General features: G+C 51.4%; 34 protein-coding genes. 33 read left to right on the plus strand and 1 reads right to left on the minus strand.

Annotated features, from left to right (window positions below; all coding sequences use genetic code 11):
- From SYMBAF_RS04075 to SYMBAF_RS04115, 9 genes are all read left to right on the plus strand, one after another.
- The gene (locus tag SYMBAF_RS04075; RefSeq protein WP_082026811.1) at nt 1–1,569 is read left to right on the plus strand and encodes a DEAD/DEAH box helicase; all 1,569 of its coding nucleotides are present in this window, start codon (nt 1–3) and stop codon (nt 1,567–1,569) included.
- Entirely contained in the window at nt 1,532–2,515 is a 984-nt protein-coding gene (locus SYMBAF_RS04080; RefSeq protein WP_040262954.1) for a toprim domain-containing protein, read from the plus strand. The genes SYMBAF_RS04075 and SYMBAF_RS04080 overlap by 38 nt, the downstream gene beginning before the upstream one ends.
- Entirely contained in the window at nt 2,512–2,703 is a 192-nt protein-coding gene (locus SYMBAF_RS04085; RefSeq protein WP_040262952.1) for a hypothetical protein, read from the plus strand. The genes SYMBAF_RS04080 and SYMBAF_RS04085 overlap by 4 nt, the downstream gene beginning before the upstream one ends.
- A 310-nt stretch (nt 2,704–3,013) precedes the next feature.
- Nucleotides 3,014–3,163 (plus strand): hypothetical protein, encoded by a 150-nt coding sequence (locus tag SYMBAF_RS04090; RefSeq protein WP_160289763.1) that lies wholly within the window; start codon nt 3,014–3,016, stop codon nt 3,161–3,163.
- 15 nt (nt 3,164–3,178) lie between these two features.
- Nucleotides 3,179–3,622: a YbcN family protein gene (locus tag SYMBAF_RS04095; protein WP_052447615.1), complete on the plus strand. Its 444-nt coding sequence runs from the start codon at nt 3,179–3,181 to the stop codon at nt 3,620–3,622.
- Nucleotides 3,622–4,152 (plus strand): phage N-6-adenine-methyltransferase, encoded by a 531-nt coding sequence (locus SYMBAF_RS04100; protein ID WP_040262950.1) that lies wholly within the window; start codon nt 3,622–3,624, stop codon nt 4,150–4,152. Before SYMBAF_RS04095 ends, SYMBAF_RS04100 begins: the two co-directional genes overlap by 1 nt.
- Nucleotides 4,153–4,406: 254 nt before the next feature.
- Nucleotides 4,407–4,985 (plus strand): recombination protein NinG, encoded by a 579-nt coding sequence (locus SYMBAF_RS04105; protein WP_040262946.1) that lies wholly within the window; start codon nt 4,407–4,409, stop codon nt 4,983–4,985.
- Nucleotides 4,986–5,187: 202 nt separating this feature from the next.
- Nucleotides 5,188–5,700 carry an antiterminator Q family protein gene (locus tag SYMBAF_RS04110; protein ID WP_040262942.1) on the plus strand — a complete coding sequence of 171 codons (513 nt, stop codon included), beginning with the start codon at nt 5,188–5,190 and terminating at the stop codon, nt 5,698–5,700.
- 265 nt (nt 5,701–5,965) lie between these two features.
- Nucleotides 5,966–6,535 (plus strand): hypothetical protein, encoded by a 570-nt coding sequence (locus SYMBAF_RS04115; RefSeq protein WP_040262940.1) that lies wholly within the window; start codon nt 5,966–5,968, stop codon nt 6,533–6,535.
- Here the strand turns inward: SYMBAF_RS04115 and SYMBAF_RS04120 are convergent.
- On the minus strand, nt 6,516–6,662 hold the full coding sequence (locus tag SYMBAF_RS04120) for a hypothetical protein (RefSeq protein ID WP_162835900.1): 147 nt from the start codon (nt 6,660–6,662) through the stop codon (nt 6,516–6,518). The genes SYMBAF_RS04115 and SYMBAF_RS04120 overlap by 20 nt on opposite strands.
- 167 nt (nt 6,663–6,829) lie before the next feature.
- On the opposite strand from SYMBAF_RS04120, the gene SYMBAF_RS04125 reads away from it, so the two are divergent.
- The 24 genes from SYMBAF_RS04125 to SYMBAF_RS04240 all read left to right on the plus strand — a co-directional run bounded on the left by SYMBAF_RS04125 (nt 6,830) and on the right by SYMBAF_RS04240 (nt 25,688).
- A complete protein-coding gene (locus SYMBAF_RS04125) occupies nt 6,830–7,150 on the plus strand; it encodes a phage holin family protein (protein WP_040262938.1) in 321 nt (106 codons plus the stop codon).
- Nucleotides 7,128–7,553, plus strand: coding sequence for a lysozyme (locus SYMBAF_RS04130; RefSeq protein WP_040262936.1), 426 nt, complete (start codon nt 7,128–7,130; stop codon nt 7,551–7,553). Before SYMBAF_RS04125 ends, SYMBAF_RS04130 begins: the two co-directional genes overlap by 23 nt.
- Complete coding sequence (locus SYMBAF_RS04135; protein WP_040262934.1) at nt 7,550–8,014, plus strand: lysis protein; 465 nt, start codon at nt 7,550–7,552, stop codon at nt 8,012–8,014. The genes SYMBAF_RS04130 and SYMBAF_RS04135 overlap by 4 nt, the downstream gene beginning before the upstream one ends.
- A gap of 191 nt (nt 8,015–8,205) precedes the next feature.
- Nucleotides 8,206–8,850 carry a hypothetical protein gene (locus tag SYMBAF_RS04140; RefSeq protein ID WP_040262932.1) on the plus strand — a complete coding sequence of 215 codons (645 nt, stop codon included), beginning with the start codon at nt 8,206–8,208 and terminating at the stop codon, nt 8,848–8,850.
- A gap of 143 nt (nt 8,851–8,993) precedes the next feature.
- A complete protein-coding gene (locus SYMBAF_RS04145; protein ID WP_040262930.1) occupies nt 8,994–9,605 on the plus strand; it encodes a hypothetical protein in 612 nt (203 codons plus the stop codon).
- Entirely contained in the window at nt 9,577–11,562 is a 1,986-nt protein-coding gene (locus tag SYMBAF_RS04150) for a phage terminase large subunit family protein (RefSeq protein WP_040262928.1), read from the plus strand. Before SYMBAF_RS04145 ends, SYMBAF_RS04150 begins: the two co-directional genes overlap by 29 nt.
- A gap of 8 nt (nt 11,563–11,570) precedes the next feature.
- Nucleotides 11,571–11,834 (plus strand): gpW family head-tail joining protein, encoded by a 264-nt coding sequence (gene gpW, locus SYMBAF_RS04155; RefSeq protein ID WP_040262926.1) that lies wholly within the window; start codon nt 11,571–11,573, stop codon nt 11,832–11,834.
- Nucleotides 11,834–13,480, plus strand: a complete 1,647-nt coding sequence (locus SYMBAF_RS04160; protein ID WP_040262924.1) for a phage portal protein — start codon at nt 11,834–11,836, stop codon at nt 13,478–13,480. Before gpW ends, SYMBAF_RS04160 begins: the two co-directional genes overlap by 1 nt.
- Nucleotides 13,477–14,337 (plus strand): S49 family peptidase, encoded by an 861-nt coding sequence (locus SYMBAF_RS04165; protein ID WP_040262922.1) that lies wholly within the window; start codon nt 13,477–13,479, stop codon nt 14,335–14,337. The genes SYMBAF_RS04160 and SYMBAF_RS04165 overlap by 4 nt, the downstream gene beginning before the upstream one ends.
- 3 nt (nt 14,338–14,340) lie before the next feature.
- Nucleotides 14,341–14,940 (plus strand): hypothetical protein, encoded by a 600-nt coding sequence (locus tag SYMBAF_RS04170; RefSeq protein ID WP_185899916.1) that lies wholly within the window; start codon nt 14,341–14,343, stop codon nt 14,938–14,940.
- Nucleotides 14,940–15,341: a head decoration protein gene (locus SYMBAF_RS04175; protein ID WP_040262920.1), complete on the plus strand. Its 402-nt coding sequence runs from the start codon at nt 14,940–14,942 to the stop codon at nt 15,339–15,341. Before SYMBAF_RS04170 ends, SYMBAF_RS04175 begins: the two co-directional genes overlap by 1 nt.
- Before the next feature lie 100 nt (nt 15,342–15,441).
- Nucleotides 15,442–16,491 carry a major capsid protein gene (locus tag SYMBAF_RS04180; protein WP_040265094.1) on the plus strand — a complete coding sequence of 350 codons (1,050 nt, stop codon included), beginning with the start codon at nt 15,442–15,444 and terminating at the stop codon, nt 16,489–16,491.
- Nucleotide 16,492: 1 nt separating this feature from the next.
- Nucleotides 16,493–16,915 carry a hypothetical protein gene (locus tag SYMBAF_RS04185; RefSeq protein ID WP_185899917.1) on the plus strand — a complete coding sequence of 141 codons (423 nt, stop codon included), beginning with the start codon at nt 16,493–16,495 and terminating at the stop codon, nt 16,913–16,915.
- Nucleotides 16,916–17,260: a head-tail joining protein gene (locus SYMBAF_RS04190; RefSeq protein WP_040264830.1), complete on the plus strand. Its 345-nt coding sequence runs from the start codon at nt 16,916–16,918 to the stop codon at nt 17,258–17,260. It begins immediately after the preceding gene.
- Nucleotides 17,257–17,799, plus strand: a complete 543-nt coding sequence (locus SYMBAF_RS04195) for a hypothetical protein (protein WP_040264831.1) — start codon at nt 17,257–17,259, stop codon at nt 17,797–17,799. Before SYMBAF_RS04190 ends, SYMBAF_RS04195 begins: the two co-directional genes overlap by 4 nt.
- A 4-nt stretch (nt 17,800–17,803) precedes the next feature.
- Nucleotides 17,804–17,998, plus strand: coding sequence for a DUF2635 domain-containing protein (locus tag SYMBAF_RS04200; protein ID WP_040264832.1), 195 nt, complete (start codon nt 17,804–17,806; stop codon nt 17,996–17,998).
- Complete coding sequence (locus SYMBAF_RS04205) at nt 17,995–19,500, plus strand: phage tail sheath subtilisin-like domain-containing protein (RefSeq protein ID WP_040264833.1); 1,506 nt, start codon at nt 17,995–17,997, stop codon at nt 19,498–19,500. The genes SYMBAF_RS04200 and SYMBAF_RS04205 overlap by 4 nt, the downstream gene beginning before the upstream one ends.
- Before the next feature lie 9 nt (nt 19,501–19,509).
- Nucleotides 19,510–19,878, plus strand: coding sequence for a phage tail tube protein (locus SYMBAF_RS04210; protein WP_040264835.1), 369 nt, complete (start codon nt 19,510–19,512; stop codon nt 19,876–19,878).
- 1 nt (nt 19,879) lies between these two features.
- Complete coding sequence (locus tag SYMBAF_RS04215; protein ID WP_040264836.1) at nt 19,880–20,170, plus strand: phage tail assembly protein; 291 nt, start codon at nt 19,880–19,882, stop codon at nt 20,168–20,170.
- 121 nt (nt 20,171–20,291) lie between these two features.
- Nucleotides 20,292–22,178, plus strand: coding sequence for a hypothetical protein (locus SYMBAF_RS04220; protein ID WP_185899918.1), 1,887 nt, complete (start codon nt 20,292–20,294; stop codon nt 22,176–22,178).
- Nucleotides 22,179–22,334: 156 nt separating this feature from the next.
- Nucleotides 22,335–23,615, plus strand: a complete 1,281-nt coding sequence (locus tag SYMBAF_RS04225; protein WP_237162935.1) for a DNA circularization N-terminal domain-containing protein — start codon at nt 22,335–22,337, stop codon at nt 23,613–23,615.
- Nucleotides 23,612–24,667: a phage baseplate assembly protein gene (locus tag SYMBAF_RS04230; RefSeq protein WP_160744830.1), complete on the plus strand. Its 1,056-nt coding sequence runs from the start codon at nt 23,612–23,614 to the stop codon at nt 24,665–24,667. The genes SYMBAF_RS04225 and SYMBAF_RS04230 overlap by 4 nt, the downstream gene beginning before the upstream one ends.
- Entirely contained in the window at nt 24,664–25,251 is a 588-nt protein-coding gene (locus tag SYMBAF_RS04235) for a phage baseplate assembly protein domain-containing protein (RefSeq protein ID WP_040264840.1), read from the plus strand. Before SYMBAF_RS04230 ends, SYMBAF_RS04235 begins: the two co-directional genes overlap by 4 nt.
- The gene (locus tag SYMBAF_RS04240; protein WP_040265488.1) at nt 25,251–25,688 is read left to right on the plus strand and encodes a phage GP46 family protein; all 438 of its coding nucleotides are present in this window, start codon (nt 25,251–25,253) and stop codon (nt 25,686–25,688) included. The genes SYMBAF_RS04235 and SYMBAF_RS04240 overlap by 1 nt, the downstream gene beginning before the upstream one ends.
- Nucleotides 25,689–25,690: the final 2 nt, after the last annotated feature.

The raw sequence follows: 25,690 nt of genomic DNA on the forward strand, positions 1-25,690 counted from the left end.
ATGTTGAATATTAACCCAAAAGAAAAACAGGTGACAGCATTAAACATGCTGAGAGCCAACTGGAAGCAACACAGAACCATGCTGTTATCGGCAAGCGTCGGATTTGGGAAAACGGCGATTGCGGCATTCATCACTGACGGGATGGTTAGCCGTGGAATGCGGGTCATGTTCCTGGCACCTTACACCGTTCTACTTGACCAGACTGCCACCCGATTTGTTGAATACGGCTTGCCATCGGAGGAAATCAGCTACGTGTGGCGGAACCATCCGCTTTACGATCCTGAAAAGCTGATACAGATTGCCAGCGCAGACACGCTGATCCGCCGCCAGTTCCCTGACAACATTGACCTGCTAATCGTTGACGAGGCACATCTTCGCCGCAAAAAGTTATTGGAAATCATCAGGGATACAGACATTCATGTCGTTGGCCTGTCTGGTACGCCATTTGCCCCCTGGCTGGGGAAGTATTACGAAAAGCTGATTAAGCCTACGACGATGAAAGAGCTGATCAGCCTTGGCGATTTGAGCGCTTACGAGTTCTACGCGCCGGATCGCCCGGACATCAGCAATGTAAAAACATCAAACCTCGCCGTTTATGGTCGTGATTACAACGAAGATCAGTTGGCCGAAATTATGGGCGATGCAACTCTGGTGGGGAACATTATCAAAAACTGGCTTGAACATGGGGAAGACCGAGCAACAGTGTGTTTTTGCGTTAACGTGAAACACGCAAACTACGTGACGATGGAGTTCAACAGGGCGGGGGTTAATGCTGAAGTCATGACAGCGGACACTCCACACGATGAGCGCCAATGCATCATCAACCGGTTTGAACAGGGAGCCACAAAAATCATTGTCAATGTTGGTGTCCTTGTCGCCGGTTTTGACAGCGATGTTCGGTGCATCATCTACGCCAGACCTACCAAGTCAGAGATCCGTTGGGTTCAGTGTCTTGGCCGTGGGCTGAGGACTGCGCAAGGAAAAGACAAGTGCCTGATATTCGATCACAGCGGTAGCGTTCACTTGCTCGGTTTTCCTGATGAAATTGAGTATGAGTCGCTTCCTGACACCAGTGATGGGATGAAGCAGCAAGGCGCATCATGGACAGAGAAAAAGGCGGAGAAGAAACCGCTGGAGTGCGCATCATGCCACTACATGAAACCAGCCGGTGTTTATGTGTGCCCCAAATGTGGATTTAAACCGCTCATGGGAGAAAACGTTGATGTCGATGAGAGTCGCACACTGTCTTGCCTGAGCGGCAAAGAGAAAATCTACAGCCGGGAAGAGAAGCAAAGTTGGTGGAGTCAAATTAAGTTTTATCAACGCCAGCGCGAGCAAACCGGCAAACCAATTTCTGATGGGTGGTGTGCTCATACCTTCAAAAAGAAATTCGGCGTCTGGCCTCGCAACTTGCACGATACCCCACAGGAAATCACACCTGAAGTCAGTAATTACATCCGGTCAAAACAAATCGCTTGGGCTAAGAAGCAGGAAAAAATGGGGACAACAGTTCAGCAGAGAGGTTTAGCACATGAAAACAGTATCAGCGGCCACGGGGCGCTGGCCTGAGATTTTTGAGTATTTTAACTTACCCCCGGTAACGGGAAAAAATCACTTCAAGGGGGAATGTCCCATATGCGGTCGGAAGGGAAAGTTCAGGATAGACGACCAGGGCGGCAGAGGAACATTTATCTGCACTTGCAACTCAGGGGATGGATGGAAGCTACTCGAACTAACCCAAGGTAAGAATTTTAAGACGCTAGCGAGGGAAATAGACAAACTCATCGGAAATAATTACCAGTCGACAGCATCCCCCCCATCTCCCCCAAATATTCAGGACTACCGCAGCCGGGTTATTACCAGGTTTTCAACGCTCTTGCCGTTACGTGATACACCAGCACATCGCTATCTTGCTGACAGGGGCATTCACGACTTGCCGATCACACACATCAGATTCAATACGCAAGAGAGAACCCCGCAAGGTGATTTTCAGTCCATGTGGGCGATTGCAACTGATGCGCGAGGCTCCGGGTGTTACCTGCACCGAACCTTTCTGGAGAATGGCAGAAAGGCCAATATCGGGGTCAACAGGAAAATGACCCGAATGCAGGATGATAACTACCTGAATTTTGCCAGTTCGGTAGCTATTCGGATGTTTCCGGTGTCTTCGACGCTGGGGATCGCGGAGGGCATAGAGACGGCGCTGTCAGCAAAACAGGTTTATGGCTGTAATACGTGGGCAACGTTGAACACAGGTTTTATGCGTAAATTCAGGGCACCGAAAGGGGTACGACACTTAATCATTTTTGCGGACAGAGATGATAACGGAGCGGGGCTTGCCGCCGCTTTTGAGTGTGGCAATAAAAATATTCTGAGTAACAGCGATGTTGAAACCGTGAGCATTCGCTGGCCGGAACGCGGTGATTTTAATGACATGCTGCTAAATGGTGCGAAGGTATACCAGGAACAGCTAAGCAGGCCACGCGGGATACCCCGCAAAGGAGATAACCAGTGAACGTAGAACTGAGCGACAAAGAAGTAAACGAAATTATTTCACTGATAGATCAGGCATGGTGCGATGGATTCGAAAGCGAGGAGCTTAACTCCATCTTTGAAAAATTAAACAGTCCCAAGGAGATAACCAGTGACAGAATTAGACCAATTACTCATCCTGATATTCGTGGTGTCAGTGATGATTGCTGACAGGCAGCGGTGGCCATGAATAGGAATAAAAACTTACCAGAACACATCAAGAATGCATTTCTCGCTGATCCGAGATTCGGTTTTTGCTTGGATGAGAGTTTGTCAAACGAAGATCTTATCGTACAGTTCGAACGTATTTACGGGGTGAGCAGACCAAGAACGCCTGATAGCTCCATTGTCGCAATGGTGGATAAAGTTACAGGCTATGCCGATGAATGTTGGAGCGTTTTTTTCTCAGTATTCATTCCATTTGTCTACGACTGCGTTTATAGGCGCTTGTACGAAGCCCCTATTTTACCAGAGGTTAAACATGAATAAGCAACTTGAAGATATTGAATCTTGGAAAGATCAGGTGGTAGAGGCTGCACGCAAATTGGTTTATTGCAGAGGTCGTTATCACTCAGAACTGAACATGAAAGCATTGATTGAACTATTCAAAAAGGTGGAAAAAAAGGGATAAACCCGGAGGGTATACGTGCAGGACTTTTGTTTACACAAAAGCACCCTCGGCCAATTCACTCACTACCTCTTCGAACTCATCTCCAGCGGTAAACGCTACCGAGTAAAAATATCCGAATGGCGCGACAAGCGCAGTCTTCCCCAAAACTCACTCCAGCACATGTGGTACGCAGAGCTAAGCGCTTATCTCATCAAGCGTGGCAAGTCCTTCGCGTCGCCAGAATGGGTGAAGGATGCGATGAAACACACCTATCTCGGATACGAAGAGCGGGAAATGGTCGATGTGGTGACCGGTGAAAAGACGGTCATGCTTTCTCTTCGGCACACGGCCGATCTCGATACTGGCGAAATGCATTTCTACCTGAACCAGGTGGAAGGGTGGGCGCTAAACATCGGGTGTCGGCTGACGGTGCCGGCCGACAGTGAATACAACCAGCTTAAAAATAAACAGGTGGCGTAATGCTCAAATCTAACACACCGCCAGCAGATCGCGACTACTGGCAAACTCCACAATGGCTTTTTGACGCACTGGATAGTGAATTTGGGTTTTGGCTAGACGCGGCGGCCAGTGCTGAAAACGCGCTCTGTGCACACTACTTAACTGAAGCTATCGATGCGCTAACTCATCATTGGAGTAGCAACGGGGCAATTTGGTGCAATCCCCCCTATAGCGATATCACCCCCTGGGTAGCAAAAGCAGCAGAGCAGTGCGCAAGGCAGCATCAACCCGTTGTCATGCTCGTTCCCTGTGACCCCTCCACCGGCTGGTTTAGCAAGGCGCTGGACAGCGTTGATGAAGTAAGGCTTATCACGGACGGGAGGATCAGCTTTGTAAACCCCGCTACGGGCAAAAAGGGTAATGGCAACAGCAAAGGGTCAATGCTGTTGATATGGCGACCCTATGTAAGACCTAGGCAACAGTTCACCACAGTGCCAAGGAGTTTGTTACTCGCGTTGTCGGGAGCAGTAAACAGGAGGGACGCAGCATGACCTACTCAATCGAGCTAATAGGCTCTCTCATCACCATGGCAATCTGCGTGATCGCGCTTTGGGTGGAAATATGATCGAATTTATCCTTGGCACTTTTATTCTTGGCTCCCTCGCCGTAATTGTCATCTTATTGTCGTACCGCCTGGGGTGGGAAAGTGCACATCTTGAAGTGGCGAGAGAGTGCGAACGGTTAGGAAAGTTTTACGTTGGGAAGAAAATATTTCACTGTAACTTGATCAGGATGGTGAACGAAAATGGCAACGGCGAAAAGCCTTAAGCCGAAAAAATGTCGCCTATGTAAATCCAGCTTCACCCCTCACAACACCCTCCAAATCGTCTGTAATCCAACGTGTGCAATCCAGTACGCAAAGCAGCAATCAGAGCGCAGAAAAAAGCAGTCTGAGGCATCAGCACGCCGTGAGTGGCAAAGGCGTAAAGCTGACGCCAAGCCTTTAAGTCACTGGATAGCGCTGACACAGCGAGTGTTTAACGACTACATACGAGCCAGGGATGAGGGGTGCGGCTGCATAAGCTGCGGCAGTACAACGGCAACCGAATATCACGCCGGGCATTACAGGACAACGGCAGCGGCCGGCCATCTTCGTTTCAACGAAGATAACTGCTCACTCCAGTGTGCCGCCTGTAATGTCCATCATTCTGGCGCAATCACCCAGTACCGCATCAACCTAATATCGAAAATCGGGCTTGAGCGGGTCATGGCGCTTGAAAACGACAATAACCCTCACCGATACACCCGCGATGAACTGGACGCAATCAGAGCACGTTACAGGGCGAAATTGAAAGCACTTAGAAAATTATCGGAGGCAGCCTGATGTTTACCGACTTGGCGGCAGCGATAGACGAAGCCCGATTTCTTCGCGCTGACACCGGGCGTCATCACTGCATAACTCAGCGCCCTGGTGGGGTTATGTATGTTCGCCAAGAGCGCAATCCTCGGCGTGAGATTGGCTTGAAAAAGTTATACACGACACGGCAAGACCGGTTCGGCACCGTTAACACTGATGGGGTGGGAGCATGAGTATTCGAGAGTTGAAACTCACAAAAGAGCAGCACGACTGGGTAAACGGTTGGCTGGAACTTTGGGGTGCCTGGGTTTATTCGGGGAGGCTGGACAAGCGGCAAAGCAGCGTTATAGCTCAGTACATGGCAACAGTCACACCGCCACAATACCCCAATCGGCCGATGTGCAATGACGATGATGGAATGTTGATCTCTCAAGTCGTTGATTCTGTTATGTGCATTGACAAAAAAGCGTTTGGCATTTTGCTGAGCTATTACGCTCACGGATCATCCAAGCGTGCCATCGCATCGTATTATCACAATGCTGCAAGACCACGCAAAATCGACAGAGGGCGATATGGAGAGGGATGGCGCAAGCCGTCATATGGTACTTGCCGAAATGAGATAGAGGATATTCTGACTGCCAGCATTTGGATGATTTACCATCCTCTCCGAAAAGCATTCTTTGATCGTAAATCTGTCGCTAAAGTTCAACATTTGTCAAAAAAAGCCGTTGACATCTTTTAGCCATTTAGCCACAATATATGGGTAAGGTGCCGTAATTGTTCTTAGGAATGTACGGCAGCTTTTTTGATTACATTAGATGAGCGCTTTCGCGGTGAGACGGACAGTTTCGTTGTACGAACTTTTGCGGTTGAGCGGAGAGCGCTTTTCGATGTGGTGATAGTTATCTGGGCCGCATAAGACTTACAGCCTCGCCACCGTGCGGGGCTTTTTGCATTCAGGTAGATCAGTTAAACCGCTGGCGGCGTGCAGCGCTTACGAGGGTAAAATGAAAAACTTGCCGGACGATTACTTTCTGGATACTGAAGATGAGTTGGTTGAATTTCTAGAAACGCAGGGCGAGGCGTGTATCAAGGAAATTTACCATTCAAACACGGTGAATAAAGAAAACGGGTACAAGCTGCTCAGTATTCTGATCGTGGGTATCGGATCGTCATTTCTGCTGTTAATGCAAAGGCCGTATCTGGATTTCCTCATTGCAGGGCTTAGTTTCTTCATCATATGGTGGTCACTGTGCGCTATCTATCTAGTAATGCGAGTTTTAAAAGTTCACAAGCGTGGTCTGGTTTATTATTCTCCAGATAAGCTTTACAAAGAAAACTATAAATCCATAAATCAAGAGCATTTTGATTATTTCAAAAGTAAAGGATTCAGTGGTGAATGTAATCGCCTGTCAGTGATTAAGCGGTATAGGCTCCATGAGTTGTGCGTAACCGCCAATGAGTTAATAAGCGATAATGTGAAAATAAGAACAAGGCTAACCAAGGCAAGGATGGCAACCATCATTACCCCGGCCTGTGCTCTTATTATCTCTGTGCTTACTTACTTTTTTTACTGAAACCTTCGGCGGAATCGCCAACTAACATGCGGTCAACCGAAAAGTCACCGGGTTTTACCGGCGCTGGCTTCGGTTGTTCTGCTGGCTGAGGTTTGTTCTCGCCTACTGGTTTATTTGATTGACTCATTGATTTCTCCATATTTGATGTGGTTACTTTTGGCGATTTAACGATAGCAGATGTGGGAAAGTGCCGCCAGAAACTATCTGGCACCCATTCAGGGCCGCGCTATTGCGTGGCCTTTTTTGTTTCTATCACCGGTCTATCCGGTCAATCCACCAAAGGGTGTTGGGGCTATGCCGGATAAAGATATCAACCATATATTCTCCAGCCTGTGGGTGGTGTTTATTCTCATTGCGGGCTGGGGTGGGGTCGTAAGGTATCTTATGGATATCAAAAGCAACAAGACAACGTGGAGTTGGGCGGCGGCGCTGGCACAAATCATCGTATCGAGCTTTACGGGGCTGATTGGTGGCATCCTGAGCATGGAAACGGGGTTATCGGTCAACATGGCTTTTGTGGGCGCGGGGTTGAGTGGGGCGATGGGCAGTGTGGCGCTTACTTATTTCTGGGAGCGGATTTTCGGGGGCGTTAATGCAGACAAGTCAAGCCGGTAAAGATCTGATTAGGCAGTATGAAGGTCTGAAACTGACGGCATACAAATGCAGCGCGGGTAAGGACACTATCGGCTACGGCCACACTCACGGTGTAAAGCCCGGCGATCATATTACTAAAGCCCAGGCAGATGCTTTTTTGGATGAAGATTTGGCTGTATTCGAGTTGACAGTCAACACGGCGATTAAGCGCCCAATGAACCCACATCAGTTTGATGCAATGGTTGCGCTAGCATTCAACATTGGCGGTGCTGCGTTCGCTGGCTCTACGCTGGTGAAGAAATTCAATACAGGCGATACCCAGGGCGCGGCCAAAGAGTTTCCCCGCTGGTGTCACAGTGGCCGCATTGTAGTGCCTGGTCTGGTCAAGCGACGGGCGGCAGAGCGTGAGATGTTTTTGCGATGATCCCCTTCAACTGGAAAGTGAGCCTTGCTGCGCTATCAGGGTGGATAATCGTCATTCTGTCTATAGCCACTTGGCATTACCGCGACAACTATCGCCAAGCACTGAGTAAGCAGCAAGAAGTGGAGAAATTAGCGGAGTCCAGGCTAGACACAATCAACGCCATCCAGCGCCAGCAAAAAGAAGTCGCAGCCCTCGACGCTAAATACACCCAGGAGCTTACCAATGCCAGACTTGAGAATGATCGTCTTCGTGCTGATGTCGCCGCTGGTCGTCGCCAGTTGCGCATCAAAGGCACCTGTAGTGTGTCCAAAACCGCCACCGGTGCCAGCATGGGCAATGGAAGCGCCATCGAGGTCAGTAGAGAAGCTGGATCAACTGTTCTCGATATCCGTTCAGGAATGATTAGCGATCAGCGGAAACTAAAATTTTTGCAGGCGTATTTGAAAGGACAGTGCCAGTAGTGGAATCAGAGGGAAAAAAGCCCCAAATGACAAAGGGGCAAGTCTAACAACACCAGGGAAAACTTTCGCTACATAACTTACTGGATACTGAACTATCAATGTTGTGATCTAGATCAGATTTTTACCAAAAAACCCCTGTCATAACGACCCCCCCAGCCTAGACACAGACCGGTTTCTTTTATGGAGGTAGCATGGCGGGTTTAAAAGAGCTGTCAGCTCAACTCCAGAGCGTAAGGAAGCAAATCCCGTTTGCCACCGCGCAGGCACTAACCCGCGTAGCCCGAAAGATTGCGGACGCGGAGAGAACTGCTTTTAAGCGTCACTTGGAGAACCCAACACCCTTCACTGTCAATGCGGTCAGATCGTATGGTGCTAGAAAAAGCAATCTAAAGGCCAAGGTGTTTGTTATGGATACTGCGGCCAGTTATCTGGAGCCGTTTGAATTTGGTGGTCAGCATAAGCTGAACAGCCAGGCGCTGCTTAACCCTAAAAACATCAAACTGAATAAATACGGCAACTTGCCGCGTAATAAACTCTCGCAACTCAAGGCCAAGCCTAATACGTTCGTCGGTGAGATAAAGGGTGTCAATGGTGTATGGCAGCGCAAGAAAGCGATAAAAGTCAAGAAGGGTAAAAAACGGCGGAAGCGTTCAGCAAATGGTACTCGCCGTGAGAGGGTTAAACAGAGGCCACCAAAATTACTGATTCGGTTCGGTGACGCACTGCCCGTTAAGCCAACGTTGGGTTACTTTGATCGAGCACAGGTGATGGCTAATGCTCTGATGCCTACAGAGTTAAGCAGAGCAATGGCTGAAGCCATGGTGACGGCAAAATAACCACATCCAATACAGAAACACCCCCCTCAGAAAAAAATGGGTCCTTCCTAAGTGATTGATATTACAGGGGCATTGCGCGCCCCGATATTTCACTAGCTATCAACTTTTGAAATTTGGGTAACAGGTAACACCTGAGGTAACAGATGAACCAGTCAGATTTTGCCAAACTTCACGGCGTCAGCCGAAAGACGGTAACGAGCTGGAAGGCCCGTGGTTGGCTGGTTCTGGCCGGAGATGAAATCGATGTTGAAGCGTCTAACGCCAACATTGAGCGCTTCCGAAAAACTGTTACCCGCCCTGAAAAAAAAGCGGCAGGGAACAGACAGGGTAACAAACAGGGTAACAAAACAGGTAACAGATCCTCGGGTAACAAGTCAGGTAACAAAAACGATAAGGCTCTTCCCGAGTCTGCGACGAAAACCGTCGAGCGGATGATCGCCGAGCACGGCGTGACGATGTCGCTCGATGAAGCCCGCCAGATGAAAGAAAACTTCCTTGCGTTGCTTACCCAGCTTGATTACGACATTAAATCCGGGCAGGTGTTGCCCTATAAAGACATGATCGAGGCGGTAGGTCATGAATACGCCCGCATGCGCACCCGTCTCATTGCGATTGCTCCTGAACATGGCCCCCGGTTGCGGGGGCTGGCTTCCACCACTAACGACGCGGAGTTTGTCCAGGCACTGCAAGAGGTGGTGTATGAGGCGCTGGAGGAATTAAGCATTGATGCAGATAACCCTAGGAGAGAGGTCTGACAACACAGCCTGGCGTAATTTTACCCGTGATCTGCGCCAGCGACGCGCTGATGTTCGGCCACCTGAGCCGCTATCACTGAGCGAATGGGCTAACAAATACGCAGTATTGTCGAAAGAGACCAGCGCCCAAACCGGCCGCTTTCGTTCCTTCGCCTATCAGGATGGCATCATGGATGCCATTACCGATCCTTCTGTTACACAGGTTTCGGTAATGAAGTCGGCACGTGTCGGGTATACCAAAATCCTTGACCATGTCGTTGGCTATTATCTGGCGCATGACCCGTCGCCGATCCTGATCGTTCAGCCGCGTGTCGAGGATGCCGAGGATTACAGTAAGACCGAGATCGCGCCGATGCTGCGTGATACTCCCGTGTTGGCGGAGATCTGCGGTGACCCTAAGGCCAAGGACAGTAATCAAACTATCCTCAAGAAGACGTTTGCCAACGGTGCCAACCTGACGCTGGTGGGGGCAAATAGCCCAGGGGGATTCCGCCGTATCACCTGCCGCATCATTCTGTTTGATGAGGTGGATGGCTACCCTGCTGGCGGTGCCGGTGTGGAGGGCGATCAGATTGCACTGGGTATCAAACGCTCAGAGACATTCTGGAACCGCAAGATAGCGTTGGGATCAACGCCAACGGTGAAGGGGACCAGTCGTATCGAAAAGGCATATGAGGAGAGCGATCAGCGTCGCTATTACGTGCCATGCCCGCATTGCGGTGAATATCAGGTATTGGAATGGGGAGGCCCGGATACCCCTTACGGCATCAAATGGGACAAGGATGAGCAGGGTGAGGGCATACCTGAAACGGCTTATTACGTTTGCCGCCACAATGGTTGCGTGATCCACCATAACGAAAAATCCTCAATGGTAAAGCGGGGTGAATGGCGGGCAAGCAAACCGTTTAAGGGTCATGCCGGCTTCCACATCTGGGCGGGGTACAGCCTGTTCCCCAATGCCGCATGGAAATACCTGGTTGCCGAATGGCTGCGGGTTAAAAATGATCCACTCATGCGTCAGACGTTTATTAACCTTGTGCTGGGCGAACCCTACGAAGATCGGGGTGAAAAAGCACTAAGCGAAAAACGTTTGCTAGAACGTTGTGAGGTCTGGTCTGCCGAAGTGCCTGATGGCGTGGCCGTGCTGACAGCCGGTATTGATACCCAGGATGGGCGCTTTGAAATTGAAGTCACTGGCTGGGGGCGTAATGAAGAAAGCTGGTCGATAGCGTTCGATGTCATTGAGGGCGATCTGGAAACAGATGAACCGTGGAAGAGACTAGATATCTATCTGAAGCAAATCTGGCGGCGTGCTGATGGACGAGGTTTTACCATCATGGCGGCTTGCATGGACTCCGGTGGCCACCACACGCAGAAAGTGTACGAGTTTGCTAAAGAACGTCTTGGCCGCCGTATCTGGGCTATTAAAGGTGAATCGGCACGAGGTGGCAAACGCTCTCCGGTATGGCCGACAAAGAAACCAACCAATCGTAGTAAATCCAGTTTCAAACCGATCATCATTGGCGTCAATGCGGCAAAAGACACTATCCGTGGCCGGTTGCATATCGATCCACCCGAGTTACCAGGTGAGCCATCAGCCAGCTATATGCACTTTCCTGATTCCCGTGATCTGAACTATTTCAGCCAGCTATTAGCCGAGCGTTCAGTGCTAAAAGTGTCTGGTGGCCAGCGTTACCGCGTGTGGGAACAACTGCCCGGACGCGCTAACGAAGCGCTGGATTGTCGGGTGTATAGCTACGCGGCGCTGTGCGGACTGTTTTACATGGGGCTGAAGCTTAATTCTCTGGCTGACAGCATTGTACTTAACCCGGATCGCCTGTTACCTGCTCCGGTTGAGTCGGTAGAAAAGCCTAATCTGCGTTTACCCGGTGGTGTTACCGAGGAACCCGCAGAGAAGCCTAAACGCAAGCGCCTGTCACAACTTTTGCCATCGTAAGGACTTCTATGTTTAACCGCAATACCAGCCTGCTGGCCGGAGCGATGACGCGTGAACAATTGCAGGATGCGCTGACTAAGGCGCAGCAGGCGTATATCGATCTGGCCTCGGGATCACGCGGTGTGTCGTTCTCATATACCCAAGGAGACGGCACCCGGTCAGTTTCTTTTCAACAGGCATCAATGGCTGACCTGATGGCGCTGATCCAGCTTCTCCAGGCTCAGTTAGGGATTAATATCAGGCCGCGCCGTCCAATGAGGTTCAGATTCTGATGAATGATGTCAAGATACTTGGCCCCAACGGGCAACCGTTGCCGCCATCCCGTTCAAAGGCGTCCATGCTGGTAGGCGGAAGTCGGGTGCCGTACGACGCCGCTGACTCATTCAGTGACCAGTTGGCAAACTGGCAACCGGCGCTATGGTCGCCCGACAATGAGATCAATATTTACCGCGATCGAATTGTCTCCCGTGTCAGGGATTTGGCCCGCAATGATGGGTGGGCCAGTGGCAGCATTACCCGGGTGTTGGATAACGCCATTGGCGCTAACTTTCGCCCCATCCTGAAACCTGATTACCGCATGCTGGCGTTGATGACGGGTAACAGTGCATTTGACTCCACTTGGGCGGATGAATACGGCAAAGTGATCGAGGCACACTGGCGGTCATGGGCGCAGGATGACCCCGGCCGTTTTTGTGACGTTGAGCGAAAACAAACGGTGTCGCAAATGCTGAGGCTGGGCTTCCGTCACAAACTGATTGATGGTGATGCGCTGGCAGTTCTGCAATATCGGCCTGATCGGCTTGGGCGAGGGCGAGGCCGTTACGCCACGACAGTGCAAATTGTTGACCCAGATCGACTGAGCAACCCGCAACAAAACTTCGATATGCCGAACATTCGTGGCGGTGTCGAAATTGATGGTGATGGTGCGCCAGTAGCCTATCACATACGTGAAGCGCATATCGGCGACTGGTGGAGCGGAGCCAAAACGATGACCTGGCAGCGTATCCCGAGGGAAACCGATTGGGGCCGACCGCATGTGGTGCATGATTATGACCATGAGCGTGGTGCCCAGCATCGTGGGAACGGGATATTAACGCCGGTGGTACAGCGCCTGAAAATGCTCATCAAGTACGATCAGACAGAGTTGGAAGCGGCGATATTGAATGCGGTCTTCGGTGCCTACATTACCTCGCCGTACGATCCGCAGATGGTTGAAGCAGCGATGGGGGAAACCTTCGACGATACCAGTATTGGCGCTTACCAAGATGGTCGTGTTGATTTCCATAGAGATCGTCGCATATCTCTGCAAAACGGCGCACGAATGCCAATCTTGTATCCCGGTGAGGATGTCAAAGCCGTCAATGCGGCACGCCCGCACAGCAATTTTGAAGTATTCGAAAGTGCAGCATTACGTAATATCGCCGCTGCAACGGGGCTTTCTACCCAGCAGGTAACACAAGACTGGTCTGATGTTAACTACAGCTCTGCACGTTCGGCGATGTTGGAAGCATGGAAAACGTTGACCCGCCGGCGTGATGATTTTTCTGTCGGGTTTGCACAACCTATCTTGTCTGCGTTCATCGAAGAAATCCACGACACGGAAGATTTACCGCTGCCGAACGGCGCTCCGCACTTTCTGGATGCCAGGGCGGCCTATTGTCGTGCGCGCTGGATGGGGCCAGGTCGAGGCTGGGTAGATCCGGTGGCAGAGAAGAAAGGGGCCATACTCGGTATGGATGCCGGACTTTCCACGTTGGAAATGGAAGCCGCAGAAAACGCCGGTGAAGACTGGGAGGAAATGCTGGATCAGCGTGCCAGAGAAATCGCGGCATTTGAAGAGCGCGGATTAACGCCACCTAGCTGGGCGCAAGCTGATGTATTTGCACCTGAAACAATTAAAGATCCGGAGGCAGAGTGAATTTACCGCATCTGGCGCAGCGGCTATTTAACACGCCGCTGGCGCTGCACCCGCAAAAGGCCGAAGTCGTTATGGCCGCAATGATGGACCGTTTCGGGATCACTCGTATCAACACCTTGGCCTCTGACTGGTTAGGGGACGATGATAGTTTTATCCGTAAAGCTAAAAAACAAGATAACGGTTATGACGTGGTAGATAGCGTCGCCATTATTCCTGTTCAGGGAACATTAGTTCAAAAGCTAGGTTCATTGCGCCCCTACAGCGGCATGACCGGGTATGACGGCATCCGCCAATCATTCCTGACTGCGTTGAACGATCCGGCGGTGAGCGGCATCTGTCTGGATATCGACTCCCCAGGGGGAGAGGTTGCAGGGTGTTTTGACCTTGTTGATGAGATTTATCACGCTCGCGGCTCTAAACCGATACACGCGATCCTGTCAGAAAATGCCTATTCCGCAGCCTACGCTATTGCCAGCGCCGCAGATTGCATCCACGTTCCGCGCACAGGGGGGGTGGGATCGATAGGTGTCATCGTTATTCACTGTGACTGGTCACAGCGGATCAAAGATGATGGGCTGGCGGTCACCATCATCACTTACGGTGACCGCAAGGCTGAAAGCAATCCTTACGTCAAACTGACTGATCAGGCTCGCGCTGCGATACAGGATGATGTGGATACGATGGGTAGACTTTTTGTCAGCACGGTAGCCCGCAATCGGGGCATCACTGAAGAAACTATCCGCAATACCCAGGCTGCCTGTTTTCTGGCGGCTGATGGCGTCAGGTTGGGACTGGCAGATGATGTCATGACCCCTGATGCCGCGTTCCGAAAATTATTGAATGAAGCAGGAGCTTAACGTATGTCTTACTCAAAGTTTGCCCACCTGATGGGTCTTAAGAAAAAATCCTCCGAAGATGAGGAGGACGACAAAGAAAAAGGTAAAAAGGCGAAATCCCGCCGTGCAGAAGAAGAGCGCGATGATGAAGAGGACGCCGAAGAGGAGGATGATCGCGAAGACATGGAAGACGATGATAACAGCGATCCTGATGCCGAAGAGGACGACGACAAAGAAAAGGGCAAAAAGGCGAAATCTCGTCGGGCGGAAGAAGACGATGATGATGCCGACGCGGAAGAAGACGAAAACCGCGATGTGAAAAAAGGTCGCCGTGCTGAGCGTAAACGCTGTGCCGCCATCTTTGGTAGTAAGCATGCCGCTGGCCGCCCGGATATGGCGGCGCATCTGGCGTTTAATACCCGCATGAGCGCGAGTGAAGCCATTGGCACGCTGGCAACGATGGGGGCTGTTGCTCCGGCGAAAACAGCGCGTTTTTCGCTGGATTCGCGTATGCAATCTGAACAGGTACGCCTTGGCCCGGATGGCAGCAAGCCCGCCACGGGGAAAAATGCGCTGGTAAGTAAGATGACCGGCCTCTATGACTCTGCACGAGGTAATAAGTAATGGACCAGTTTGGACAAAATCAATTTGCACCTGGCATGAAAAGTTCGCTGTTCGTTCCCGATCAGCTGGTTTCTGGCCCGTTACAACTGGTCACTGACTCTGTCACGATCGGTGTTTCAGGGGCGCTTAAACGAGGGACGGTACTCGGCATGATCACCGCGACCGGCGCGTATATCCCGAGCAAAAAAGATGCGACTGACGGCAGTGAAAAGCCGTCCGCCATTTTGGTCGATAACGTAGACACCACGACCACAGCACAAACTGGCGGTGTGTATCTGATGGGCGAGTTTAATCAGCACCGTTTGATCTTCGATAAGACCTGGACCATTGTTGAACTGAAGGCGCAATTCCGCCCGCTGGCCATCTTCCTGCGCGATAGCATCCAGTCGCCGGTATCCTGATCTAACCCTTTTGAAACGTAACCGATGCCAGTTCTTTGGCAGGGTTGCACACATCTAAAGTATGGCCGGTGGTCGCACCGGCATCATAAAGAGACTGAATATGGAAAACATTTTTGATACCAGCGTGCTGGTGCAGGTCGTCCCTAATCTTAAAACCTGCCAAAACTGGCTTTTGGATCGCTTCTTTCCGAATGTGGTGACCTATGAGACGCAAGAAGTGGCCATTGACGTGGATGTTGGTCTGCGTCGTATGGCCCCGTTTGTTTCCCCGTTGGTGGAGGGGAAACTGGTTGAACAGCGTAAATACCAGACTAATGTCTTCAAGCCCGCTTACATCAAAGACAAACGCGCCCCCGATCTGCGTAAGCCTATCAGCCGCCAGATTGGTGAACGTATCGGGGGAGAATTTACCGCCGCAGAGCGCGAAATGTTGAACCTCCAGTTTGAGATGGCTGACCAAATCGACATGATCAATCGCCGCCTGGAATGGATGGCGGCGAGTGCTCTGACTAAAGGTAAGGTCACTGTTGCAGGTGAGGGCTATGAAACCAAGGTGGTTGATTTTGGACGTTCAGCAGATTTAACCATTACGCTGAGTGGTTCAGACCGATGGCCTCTTAGCATTGCCTCTGGTGCTACCAACACTCAACCGTCTGATGATATTGAAGCCTGGCAGACGACATTCCTTAAAAACTCTGGGGCAGTGCCTACAGATCTGGTGTTCACCAACAAGTCATGGCGTGCATTTCGTCTTGATACCACGATCAAGGACAATGCCATCACCTTTCCGGCATTAAGCCCTTTTGGCAACCAGATTAACATTGGTGCTCAAATTAAGAAGGGAGCGGTTTATAAAGGCCGTTGGGGCAACTTTGATTTGTGGCTGTACAACGACTGGGCTATTGATCCCGTTACAGGCATTGAAGAGCCTCTGATCGCCGATGGCGCGGTAGTCATGAGTTGCGCCGATCTAATGGGAACGCGTGCCTTCGGCGTTATTTTGGATCCAGCGTTCAACTATGGTCCTTTGGCATTTGCGCCTAAAACCTGGGTGAAAGAAGATCCGGCACAACGTTTGCTTATGATGCAATCAGCGCCCTTGGTCATTCCAAGCCGGGTTAATGCTTCACTTTGTGCAACGGTGGTGTGATATGGCCAAGAAACCGCAAAAAGAAGAACTGGGCGGCTTGCCGCCCGAGTTACAGGTGGGTGACCAGGAAAGCCCGGAAACGTTGAAGGTTGATGATCAGGCTTACGATAATTCTGGCGACACCGACACCGACACCGACACCGACACCGACACCGACACCTACACCGACACCGACACTGGCGATGATTCGGATGACGATGAGGACGGTGAAAAGCTGCCGGACGGCATGGTTCCAGTGGTTGTCACCAAAGGCAACACCGTGCGGCACGATGGATGTGACTATCCAGAAAACCGGGTGTTTACGTTGCCGGTAGCGGATGCGCAGCGGTTGATAGGTCTGGGTGTGGTTGCTGATGTTGAACAACTCCGCAAGCTGGCGTTGCTTCGCAGTGCGCCGGCCGTAACTGTGCAATCGGGGGAGTAAATGGGTATCAACTGGGATCAGCATTTGCTTGCACCGTTACATGGCGTTTTTGGTGACCCGGTTGACTACCGGCCTGCCAGCGGTGCGCCGTACACCGTCAGCGGCATTTTTGATCGTGCTTATACGCAAGAGGTCGAGCCGCTGGACGATGGCAGCACTATCAACACCACCAAACCGGTGTTGGGTGTTCGTGATAGCGAGTTTAAGGCACTGCCGAAACAGGGGGATCGGGTGTTCGTCGGTATCGTCGGTGGGGTACCGGTTAATACGCTGTTTGCCGTTTCAGACGTTCAGCCGGATAGCCATGGTGGAACGAAGCTTATTCTCAATAAGGTGAAATCATGAACCCCAGAGGGATAAGGCTACTGGTCATTGAAGCGCTGAAGAATAAAACCGATGCAGGCGATCGGGTTTTTTCGCCGCGCGACTGGCCGACAACCGCTGACATGTACCCGGTTATCCTGGTGCAAACGCCGATCGACGTTAAGAGTTCACTGGGCCGTAATGTTCCCCAGTTCAACACTGTGACCACGGTTCGCCTCACAGGCCGCCTCCAGGAGTTGGACGATGAGGCGGAAGACAATGGGGCAGAGAAGGCAGAAGAGGCGCTGGAAGAATTGCGCGAGCAGATAGAGCGCGCGGTAATCAACAGCTATGAACTGACTCGCAAGATTCAGCAGTTTCAGCAGGTGCGATCCACCATTGATGTCGATGCTGGCGGCGAAGGGCATACAGCCCAGTTGTTGATGGAATTGGACATTGAATATTATCAGGGGCCTGAAGAGTTTTCTGAAATCAGTACTGAGACCCTTGAAGGGGTAGACGTGCTGTTTTCCATACCTGATGGTACCCCCGAACCCCACGTTAAAATCGATCTGGAGTAACCCTATGTTTGTTAAACCCGCACCGGGGCGTGTTGTGCGCGATCCGGTCAAGGGCACCTTTTTGCCTGGATCCGGCGAACAGGTGCCTGATGATATTTTTTGGGGCCGCCGCCTGAAGGATGGCGATGTTGAGAAATTCGACCCGAACGCGACAGCAAAACCAGCGGCAGGGAAGAAAAGCCAGGAGAATGAGCAATGACCATCCCATTTAATCGCCTTCCGCCAAACCAGCGCGCGCCATTTTTTTATGCCGAGTTTGATAACTCAATGGCCAATTCAGCCACAACCGTTCAGCGCACGTTGCTGATCGGACAAATGCTGGCAACAGCGACGGCAACGCCAGGCATCCCGCAGAAAGTCTCGTCTGATTCGTTGGTCGCCGGTATCTGTGGCAATGGCTCAATGTTGCACAACATGATGACTGTATATCTGACCAATGACCCCGCTGCCGATATTTGGATATTACCCCTATCAGACGGTGCCAGTGGTATCGTGCCAGCATCGGGAAAGTTACAGGTATTGACTGCTGCCACTGCGACCGGTGTCCTGTCTATCTATATAGCTGGCATGCGTGTCCAACTGACCGTTGTCAGCACAGATGACAAGGGGGCGGTGGCTACGGCTATCGCGGCGGCAATCAACGGGCAAAGCACGTTACCGGTCATTGCTGATGTGGATAGCAAGTCGAGTGATACGGTTAACCTGACGGCAAAAAATAAAGGTTGGCACGGAAACAGCATCGATATACGCCTCAATTATCAGGGCGCGGCGGGTGGAGAAGACACGCCGCAAGGCATGACGTTTAAAATCACACCTATGGCGGGGGGTATCGGTTCGCCGGATCTGAAGGCAGCGCTGGGAAACCTACAGGATCGGACTTTTGATTTTATCGTTAATCCGTATACAGACACCACATCACTAAACGTGATGAAAGAGTTTCTTTCCGATTCCTCCGGTCGCTGGTCCTACGCTCAGCAGCTTTATGGACATTCCTTCGGTGCTCTGACGGGTACTTATGGCTCTCTGTCGACTGTAGGGGAGGCACGAAATAATCAACATGAGACTCTGCTGGGTATCAATGGTTCGCCGACGCCTGCTTACCTCTGGGCTGCCGCGTTAACGGGGGCCATTGCACTAAGCTTGCGTAATGATCCGGGTCGACCCACGCAGACGCTGACTATCAGTGGTGTGTTGGCACCGCCATTGGAAGATCGTTTCACCCTAACAGAGCGCAACAACCTACTGTATAGCGGTATCTCCACGTATACAGTGGCAGATGATGGGTCAGTGCAGGTGGAAAAGACCATCACCACCTATCAGAAGAACAAATATGGCGATGCAGATGACAGCTATCTGAACATTGAGACGATTTTCCTGCTCATGTTTGTGACACGTTTCCTCCGCGCGCAGATCACCTCAAAGTTTGGTCGCATGAAGTTGGCCAATGATGGCACCCGGTTTGCACCTGGTGCCCCCATTGTGACACCAAATGTGATCCGCGCCGAGTTGATCGCCCAGTATCGCACGCTGGAATATAACGGCTATGTGCAGGATGCAGCGGCATTTGCAAAAACATTGTTGGTGGAGCGCAACAGCAGCAATACCAAGCGTATTGATGTGCTTTGGACGGGTACGCTGATCGACCAACTGGAAATTTTCGCACTACTCAATCAATGGCGACGCGCGCAAACCGCAGCCTAAGGGGGATTTATGGGAGACACAACTAACCGCCTGGCCGGTACTGCGTACGTCACCATCGACGGTGTAAGGGTCATGGTCGTCGGCCAGTTCAAATACAGCCCTGGCAAATGGGAACGCTCTACGTTGACAGGGATGGATGGTGTCCACGGCTACAAAGAGAAGCCGCGAGCGCCGTTTATTTCCTACCAGGCGCGTGACAGCGGCGGAACGTCGATCGCTAAAATCAACGATGCCACCAACGTCACGGTGGTCGTTGAGCTGGCCAACGGTAAAACAGTGATCGGCGAAAACATGTGGTCCGTGAATACGCAGGATGTTGATGGCGAAGAAGCGGTGTTTGATGTTCGCTGGGAAGGCGGATCGGTGACGGAGTATTGATATGGCTACGCTCGATAAGAAAAAAACGATTGTACTCAGCAAGGCGCTGACAATGGGCGATGTGCGTTACGAGCATCTGGACCTGAAAGAGCCAGTCCTGGCCGAGGTGGAGCAGTTTTATGACATTCAGCGAGCCAAGAATAGCATGGCCGCCATGAAGCTGCTGATCGCCTTGAATACGGGGGTGACTGAAAAAGTGCTGGGCAGCATGGCATTTACCGATTACCGGCAATGCGAGGACTACCTGATGTCTTTTTTAACCTTCGATCCCTCGCCGGATGGCAGCAGCTAGCCGCTGAGGTGACGAAGTATTACGGGTGGGGACCCTATGATGCATGGTCCCTGACCCGTACCCGGTTGGACTTCTGGGTCAATCAGGCCAATCGAATAGAAAAAATGAAGGCGGGTAAATAATGGCGAATTCGTTCGATTTCGAGCTGACAGCAAGTGATCAGGCATCTGCGTCTATTCAGCGTATTGAAGAGGCGGTAAAGAACCTCAACCCATTGCTGAAAAAAACGCGCGATGGTCTTGCACTTGGCGGACAGGAGTCAAGAGACAAGTTAGATAGTCTGGGCAGTCAGTTTGATGTATTAGCCAGACATGCCCGCAGCGGCGTCCAGTTTATTGGTGATCTGGTGCCGCCGCTGAAAATGGTTGGGGGCTTAACGCTGGGGTTGGGCGGGGCTGCGGTCGCTATCAATGCCGTCAAAAACAACCTCACCAATTTCGCCAACGCGGGATACCGCATCGACACCATCGTAAAAAATATCAGCATGACCACTGATGCCTTTCAGGAGCTGACGGGTGCCATGATTGAAAACGGTAGTGAGCGTGAGGCGGCAGAGAGTTCGATTGGTAATTTGTTCGAAAAAGCGAACGATGCGGCATGGGGGCGTAATAAAGAATTTCTTGCGCTTCTTAAAACGAACGATATCGATATTAGCCTGACAAAGGAAGGTCTGGCAGATGTTGGAAAATTAATTAAAGACCTAAACCGGGAAATGCAAAGCCTATCCCCTGCTAGACAGGCTATTTTTGCCAACAAGCTGGGTCTCTCACCGGAGTTACTCAGCTATTTGCGTAATACCACCAGTGAAGTACAGCGTCTGAAAGACCTGGCTCGGCGTGATGGCCTCATATTTAGTGACAAGGATCTGCAAAACGCCTTGGCGTTTAAACAGCAGATGAATCAGATCAGCGCAGCCTTTGATGGGATGCAGATGAAGGTGCAAGCGTGGTTGGGGCAGTCGGAGTTCATGGCGGCGTCAGTAGACCAAATCAAGCAGGTCGTTACCCATGGCCTCGACAATGTCACGCTAGGCTCGATCCTGACGTTCAATAGCGGTGGGAAACAGGCAGACCTTTTACGCCAGGCACAAGGTGACGATCAATTCAAAGACACGCTGTCATGGAAAGAGAAACTTGATTTAAATCTTGGCTATGCATCGGAAGATCTAATCAAAAAGCTCGACGGGTACTACAAGCCGGTGTGGCGTGCTGATCGGTTGAAAGGGGATTTGGAGAAAGCGACTGGGCCGCAGGCTGGTAATCAGACGGGTAATAATATCGGCACGGGGCCGGGGCCTTATGGCCAACCGGGTAATAATGCTCTGGGGTTGCGGAACAATAACCCGGGTAACTTACGAGCGGCACCCAATGCCACGGGAAAAAATGGGGGCTTCTCTACCTTTGCATCCTCTTATGACGGACTTGCAGCCTTGTCACGTCAACTCCAGCTTTATGGAGACCGTGGGAACAATACGCTGAATGGGATTATTCACACTTATGCGCCCAGGTCGGAAAATAAAACTCAGTCATATATTGATGCTGTTTCAAAGCAAACTGGTTTTAATCCAAGTGATCGCATCAATCTTCATTCACCGGAAGTACTGGAGAAGCTAATTCCCGCCATCATCAAGCATGAAAATGGTGTTCAGCCGTACACACGGGACGAGATTTCGAAAGGGATCAATGATTCTGTGAATGATGTGCGGTGGAGCGGCCTGCGTGACCAGAACAATTTGTTCGATCAGCGTCAATCTGGCGCGTTTGATTACGAAAGTAAAGTAGATGAAGATGGAGGGAAGAGGACGCCTATACATTCCACGTCATTATTTCCCCCTACAGCGACAGATGACGCTTCTCTTGGCCGTTTGACTGAGGCTATGTCTAAGGCATTCGACGATAACAAATTCCAACTGGAAATTACACTGGTCAATCCCCAGACCGGTGAGCGCCGCAAGGTTCAAACTGAAAGCGGCGGCCGCGTGGCCTTGTCGATGCAATCACTGAGTTAACCGCTTCGACGGTTTTTTTGTCTCTGGAGAATTTATGGCTCTGATCACTGATGCGATCTCATCGCTGCTAGGTGGCGGCGACAACTGGGATTGGTTTGAGCATATTCACCCGGCATCCTTTCGCGGCGTTCCTTCGCGGTAGTCAGCGCCGAAAGCGTGTTTGGACGTCGCCAGGCCGTGCATGAGTACCCCTATCGTAACACTGCCTGGGTCGAGGATTTGGGGCGCGGTACCCGAAAACTGACCATTCGCGGTTTTATTGTGCACAACAGTCTGGCTTATGACGCCCCTGACGTGATCACCCAGCGTAACTCGTTGGTCGCTGCTTGTGAAGCTGAGGGGGCCGGCACGCTGATTCATCCGACTCTGGGGGAACTCACGGTCAGCGTTCCTGATGGCGGCCTGCGGGTGCTGGAAAGTGTGGATAACGGGCGATCGTTCGAATTCACGCTCACCCTCATTGAGTCCGGCCTGAAGGTTTTCGCCATTACTGGCAACACACAGGCTGCTTCGCTGGTTCAAACCCAATGGCTACGCACCGGGTTGATGGCAACGACCAGATTTATCGCCACGGTGAAAGGCGAGATCAGGAGCGTCACCCAAACCATCAAGACGCTGCGAAACACGGCCGCGTTTTGGGGGAATAGCGTGAAAGACACGGCTAACGAAGTGACGAACCTCAGCAACGTCTTGAAGTCCACCTTCGGCTGCGCCCGCTATGGCCGGTATAACAAAGGATTTGTGGGGGGCGGTGTTTCTGGCTCTACCGGGACGGTAAACCGTACCGCAGATACTAAAAACCAGCCCGGACTGGTCATGCGGAAAATGGCGGAAGCGGTGACCGGGCGATCTGATCTCCTGGCTAAAACAGCCACCCTTGAGGGCGTGAATTCAGTTGATGCGTTCCCTGGCAATGCGAAAACTATCATTGATGTGGTTATGACCTTCACAGGCAGCGTGGAAGAGAAAATCCGTATGCTTGAAACCTTGGCTTCATACCGAAACGCGACGTTTTACGCGACTGATTCGGAAAATGCCATTGCCCAAAGTGCCACCATCTTGCTCTGCGTTTTATCCGCCGGTGCACTGGCTGTGGTGGCTGTGGAGTATGAACCCTCAAGCTATGACGACGCCATTTTGATGCTAAACCGTGTCTGCGACACGTTGGATGACGTGTTGTTAATGGTGGCCGATGCCGGGGATGATGATGACTATCTCAATTTGCTGGAAACCCGCAACGCTCTCGTCAACGCATACGGTCAGAAAGGTGCTGAGCTGAGTTCGCTGACGCAAGTTGGCCTGTCTGCCTCAATGCCTGCGTTAACGCTTGCTAATCGTCTTTACCAGAACGCCGCGCGCGGGGATGAGTTGGTGCAGTCAGTTCAGCCTCGCCACCCGGCATTCATGCCTACCAAATTCAGAGCACTTAGGAAATGAAAGATGAACTGATTTTGACATCCGGCGGCAAACAAATTTCCGGCTGGGATTCTGTCCGCGTTACGCGCAGCATAGAGCGTTTACCCTCTGATTTTACTCTCTCTTTAATGGACTACTACCCCGGTAATGACGATAAGCAATTAGTGCTCCCGGGTGACAGTTGCACCGTGCATTTGGGGGATGATCTGGTTATGACCGGGTACATTGACCGCTGGAACCCAGTTATAGGTAAGATGCGCCACGAGGTGCAGGCAACGGGGCGAAGCAAATGTCAGGACTTGGTGGATTGCTCCGCAGAATGGCCAAACAACGTAATTAGCCAGGCCACTGCGTTACAAATTGCTCAAAGACTGGCTGAGCCTTACGGAATTAGTGTCACCAGCGATGTGAAGGATTTGATGACCGTTCCCCAATTTACGTTAAATTGGGGAGAATCATCACAGGAAGTGATTGACAGGATCACCCGTTGGGCTGCTCTGCTGTACTACGACAAACCCGATGGCAGCCTTTATCTGACCCGCGTCGGAACGGTGAAAGCGGCCAGCGGTGTGGCACAAGGTGAAAACATCGAGACGGCATCTTTCATGGCATCAATGGACGAACGGTACTCGGATTATATCGGGGTATCGATGTCGATGACGCCAGTGATGGGGGGATATTCCTCGGTAACCCTGGCGCGAGCCAAAGATCCGGAAGTGGCCAAATTACGTTATCGAAACCGGGTTGTCATCGTGGAAAGCACCATGAACTCGCATGGTCAGGCGCAAAATTGCATCGATTGGGAAATGAACCGCCGCTATGGACGCTCACGCAGTTTGCAGGTGGAGATTGATAGCTGGCGAGACAAGGCAGGAAAGCTCTGGGAGCCGAATACGCTACTCCCCATTAACATTCCTGTATTTGGCCTCAATAACCAGCTTTGGCTATTGGCCGAAGTAACGTTTATCCGTGATGCGCGAGGCACCCGCGCCAAGCTTGTGCTGATGCCGTGTGAAGCGTTTGCCGTGCAGCCGTACCAATTTTACAGACAGGTACAGGAGCTTAACCCATGAGTGAGGGCATATTGAGGCAACTTGGCCGCCGAGTGGCCATGATGATCGGTATTGGCAAGATCACGGGTTACAGCGATGCTGGAAGTATCCAACAACTGCAATACCAGACACCATTGGAAGTCAGAGGAGCAACGCCACGAATGGCGGAGTTTGGCTTTTCATCTGGCCTACCGGTTGGCACTGATGTTGTTCTGGCCTATTTGGGCGGAGACCGTTCCAGTGCTGTGATTGTGGCCAGCAACAATCAGCAATATCGGCAATCCGGGCTTAAAGCGGGAGAAACGGTTATTTATGACCAATGGGGTATGTTTATCAAACTCACTGAAAACGGCATGGAAGTTGAAGCCAACGGCCAGCCGGTAACTGTTCGTCATGCGACGACTGTCACGGTCACGGCATCAGAGAAAATCAGGCTGGATACCCCGCTTCTGGAGGTCACAGGTGACGTGGTCGACAACTGCGACAGTAATGGTGCTTCGCTGAAAACTCTGCGTGAGGCCCACAATGGGCATGACCACGTTTTAAAAGACGTGCAAAGTGGCAGCGACGATATAACCAGCGATAAACCGGGGAGGATTGTCTGATGAGCGACATCAGTTCCTTTTGGGATATTGAACGGTTGGTGGCTGACTGGCGTGAAGGCAAGGGTGACCTCATCAACGGCAACGACCTTCAGACTGCAATCATTATCAGCCTGTTCACCGATCGGGTTGCCCGTGATGACGATGCCATCGATGGAGACGATCGGCGAGGATGGTGGGGGGATTTAGGAGAAGAGCACAATATTGGCTCGCGGCTGTGGTTGTTACGGCGTAAAAAGCTGAATCAGCCCGTCGCCCAGAAAGCTGAAGACTATGCCCGTGAGGCGTTGCAGTGGCTGATCACTGACGGCGTGGTGTCGTCAGTGATGGTTGCAACTCAGATCGTTTACCCGCGCCAACTTAATATGGTTATCAGCTATCAGAAACCGGGGAGTCGTGACGATACGGATATGCGTTTTTTTTGGGTTTGGGAGCAATAAGC

Source organism: Serratia symbiotica (assembly GCF_000821185.2).
Classification (GTDB): Bacteria; Pseudomonadota; Gammaproteobacteria; order Enterobacterales; family Enterobacteriaceae; genus Serratia; species Serratia symbiotica.

Bases quoted from the DNA above. Each gene is read 5' to 3' on its own strand.
- SYMBAF_RS04075 (WP_082026811.1), top strand. From the start codon at position 1: ATGTTGAATATTAACCCAAAAGAAAAACAGGTGACAGCATTAAACATG.
- SYMBAF_RS04080 (WP_040262954.1), top strand. From the start codon at position 1,532: ATGAAAACAGTATCAGCGGCCACGGGGCGCTGGCCTGAGATTTTTGAG.
- SYMBAF_RS04090 (WP_160289763.1), top strand. From the start codon at position 3,014: ATGAATAAGCAACTTGAAGATATTGAATCTTGGAAAGATCAGGTGGTA.
- SYMBAF_RS04100 (WP_040262950.1), top strand. From the start codon at position 3,622: ATGCTCAAATCTAACACACCGCCAGCAGATCGCGACTACTGGCAAACT.
- SYMBAF_RS04105 (WP_040262946.1), top strand. From the start codon at position 4,407: ATGGCAACGGCGAAAAGCCTTAAGCCGAAAAAATGTCGCCTATGTAAA.
- SYMBAF_RS04110 (WP_040262942.1), top strand. From the start codon at position 5,188: ATGAGTATTCGAGAGTTGAAACTCACAAAAGAGCAGCACGACTGGGTA.
- SYMBAF_RS04115 (WP_040262940.1), top strand. From the start codon at position 5,966: ATGAAAAACTTGCCGGACGATTACTTTCTGGATACTGAAGATGAGTTG.
- SYMBAF_RS04120 (WP_162835900.1), bottom strand. From the start codon at position 6,662: ATGAGTCAATCAAATAAACCAGTAGGCGAGAACAAACCTCAGCCAGCA.
- SYMBAF_RS04125 (WP_040262938.1), top strand. From the start codon at position 6,830: ATGCCGGATAAAGATATCAACCATATATTCTCCAGCCTGTGGGTGGTG.
- SYMBAF_RS04130 (WP_040262936.1), top strand. From the start codon at position 7,128: ATGCAGACAAGTCAAGCCGGTAAAGATCTGATTAGGCAGTATGAAGGT.
- SYMBAF_RS04135 (WP_040262934.1), top strand. From the start codon at position 7,550: ATGATCCCCTTCAACTGGAAAGTGAGCCTTGCTGCGCTATCAGGGTGG.
- SYMBAF_RS04140 (WP_040262932.1), top strand. From the start codon at position 8,206: ATGGCGGGTTTAAAAGAGCTGTCAGCTCAACTCCAGAGCGTAAGGAAG.
- SYMBAF_RS04145 (WP_040262930.1), top strand. From the start codon at position 8,994: ATGAACCAGTCAGATTTTGCCAAACTTCACGGCGTCAGCCGAAAGACG.
- SYMBAF_RS04150 (WP_040262928.1), top strand. From the start codon at position 9,577: ATGCAGATAACCCTAGGAGAGAGGTCTGACAACACAGCCTGGCGTAAT.
- gpW (WP_040262926.1), top strand. From the start codon at position 11,571: ATGTTTAACCGCAATACCAGCCTGCTGGCCGGAGCGATGACGCGTGAA.
- SYMBAF_RS04160 (WP_040262924.1), top strand. From the start codon at position 11,834: ATGAATGATGTCAAGATACTTGGCCCCAACGGGCAACCGTTGCCGCCA.
- SYMBAF_RS04170 (WP_185899916.1), top strand. From the start codon at position 14,341: ATGTCTTACTCAAAGTTTGCCCACCTGATGGGTCTTAAGAAAAAATCC.
- SYMBAF_RS04175 (WP_040262920.1), top strand. From the start codon at position 14,940: ATGGACCAGTTTGGACAAAATCAATTTGCACCTGGCATGAAAAGTTCG.
- SYMBAF_RS04180 (WP_040265094.1), top strand. From the start codon at position 15,442: ATGGAAAACATTTTTGATACCAGCGTGCTGGTGCAGGTCGTCCCTAAT.
- SYMBAF_RS04185 (WP_185899917.1), top strand. From the start codon at position 16,493: ATGGCCAAGAAACCGCAAAAAGAAGAACTGGGCGGCTTGCCGCCCGAG.
- SYMBAF_RS04190 (WP_040264830.1), top strand. From the start codon at position 16,916: ATGGGTATCAACTGGGATCAGCATTTGCTTGCACCGTTACATGGCGTT.
- SYMBAF_RS04195 (WP_040264831.1), top strand. From the start codon at position 17,257: ATGAACCCCAGAGGGATAAGGCTACTGGTCATTGAAGCGCTGAAGAAT.
- SYMBAF_RS04200 (WP_040264832.1), top strand. From the start codon at position 17,804: ATGTTTGTTAAACCCGCACCGGGGCGTGTTGTGCGCGATCCGGTCAAG.
- SYMBAF_RS04205 (WP_040264833.1), top strand. From the start codon at position 17,995: ATGACCATCCCATTTAATCGCCTTCCGCCAAACCAGCGCGCGCCATTT.
- SYMBAF_RS04210 (WP_040264835.1), top strand. From the start codon at position 19,510: ATGGGAGACACAACTAACCGCCTGGCCGGTACTGCGTACGTCACCATC.
- SYMBAF_RS04215 (WP_040264836.1), top strand. From the start codon at position 19,880: ATGGCTACGCTCGATAAGAAAAAAACGATTGTACTCAGCAAGGCGCTG.
- SYMBAF_RS04220 (WP_185899918.1), top strand. From the start codon at position 20,292: ATGGCGAATTCGTTCGATTTCGAGCTGACAGCAAGTGATCAGGCATCT.
- SYMBAF_RS04230 (WP_160744830.1), top strand. From the start codon at position 23,612: ATGAAAGATGAACTGATTTTGACATCCGGCGGCAAACAAATTTCCGGC.
- SYMBAF_RS04235 (WP_040264840.1), top strand. From the start codon at position 24,664: ATGAGTGAGGGCATATTGAGGCAACTTGGCCGCCGAGTGGCCATGATG.
- SYMBAF_RS04240 (WP_040265488.1), top strand. From the start codon at position 25,251: ATGAGCGACATCAGTTCCTTTTGGGATATTGAACGGTTGGTGGCTGAC.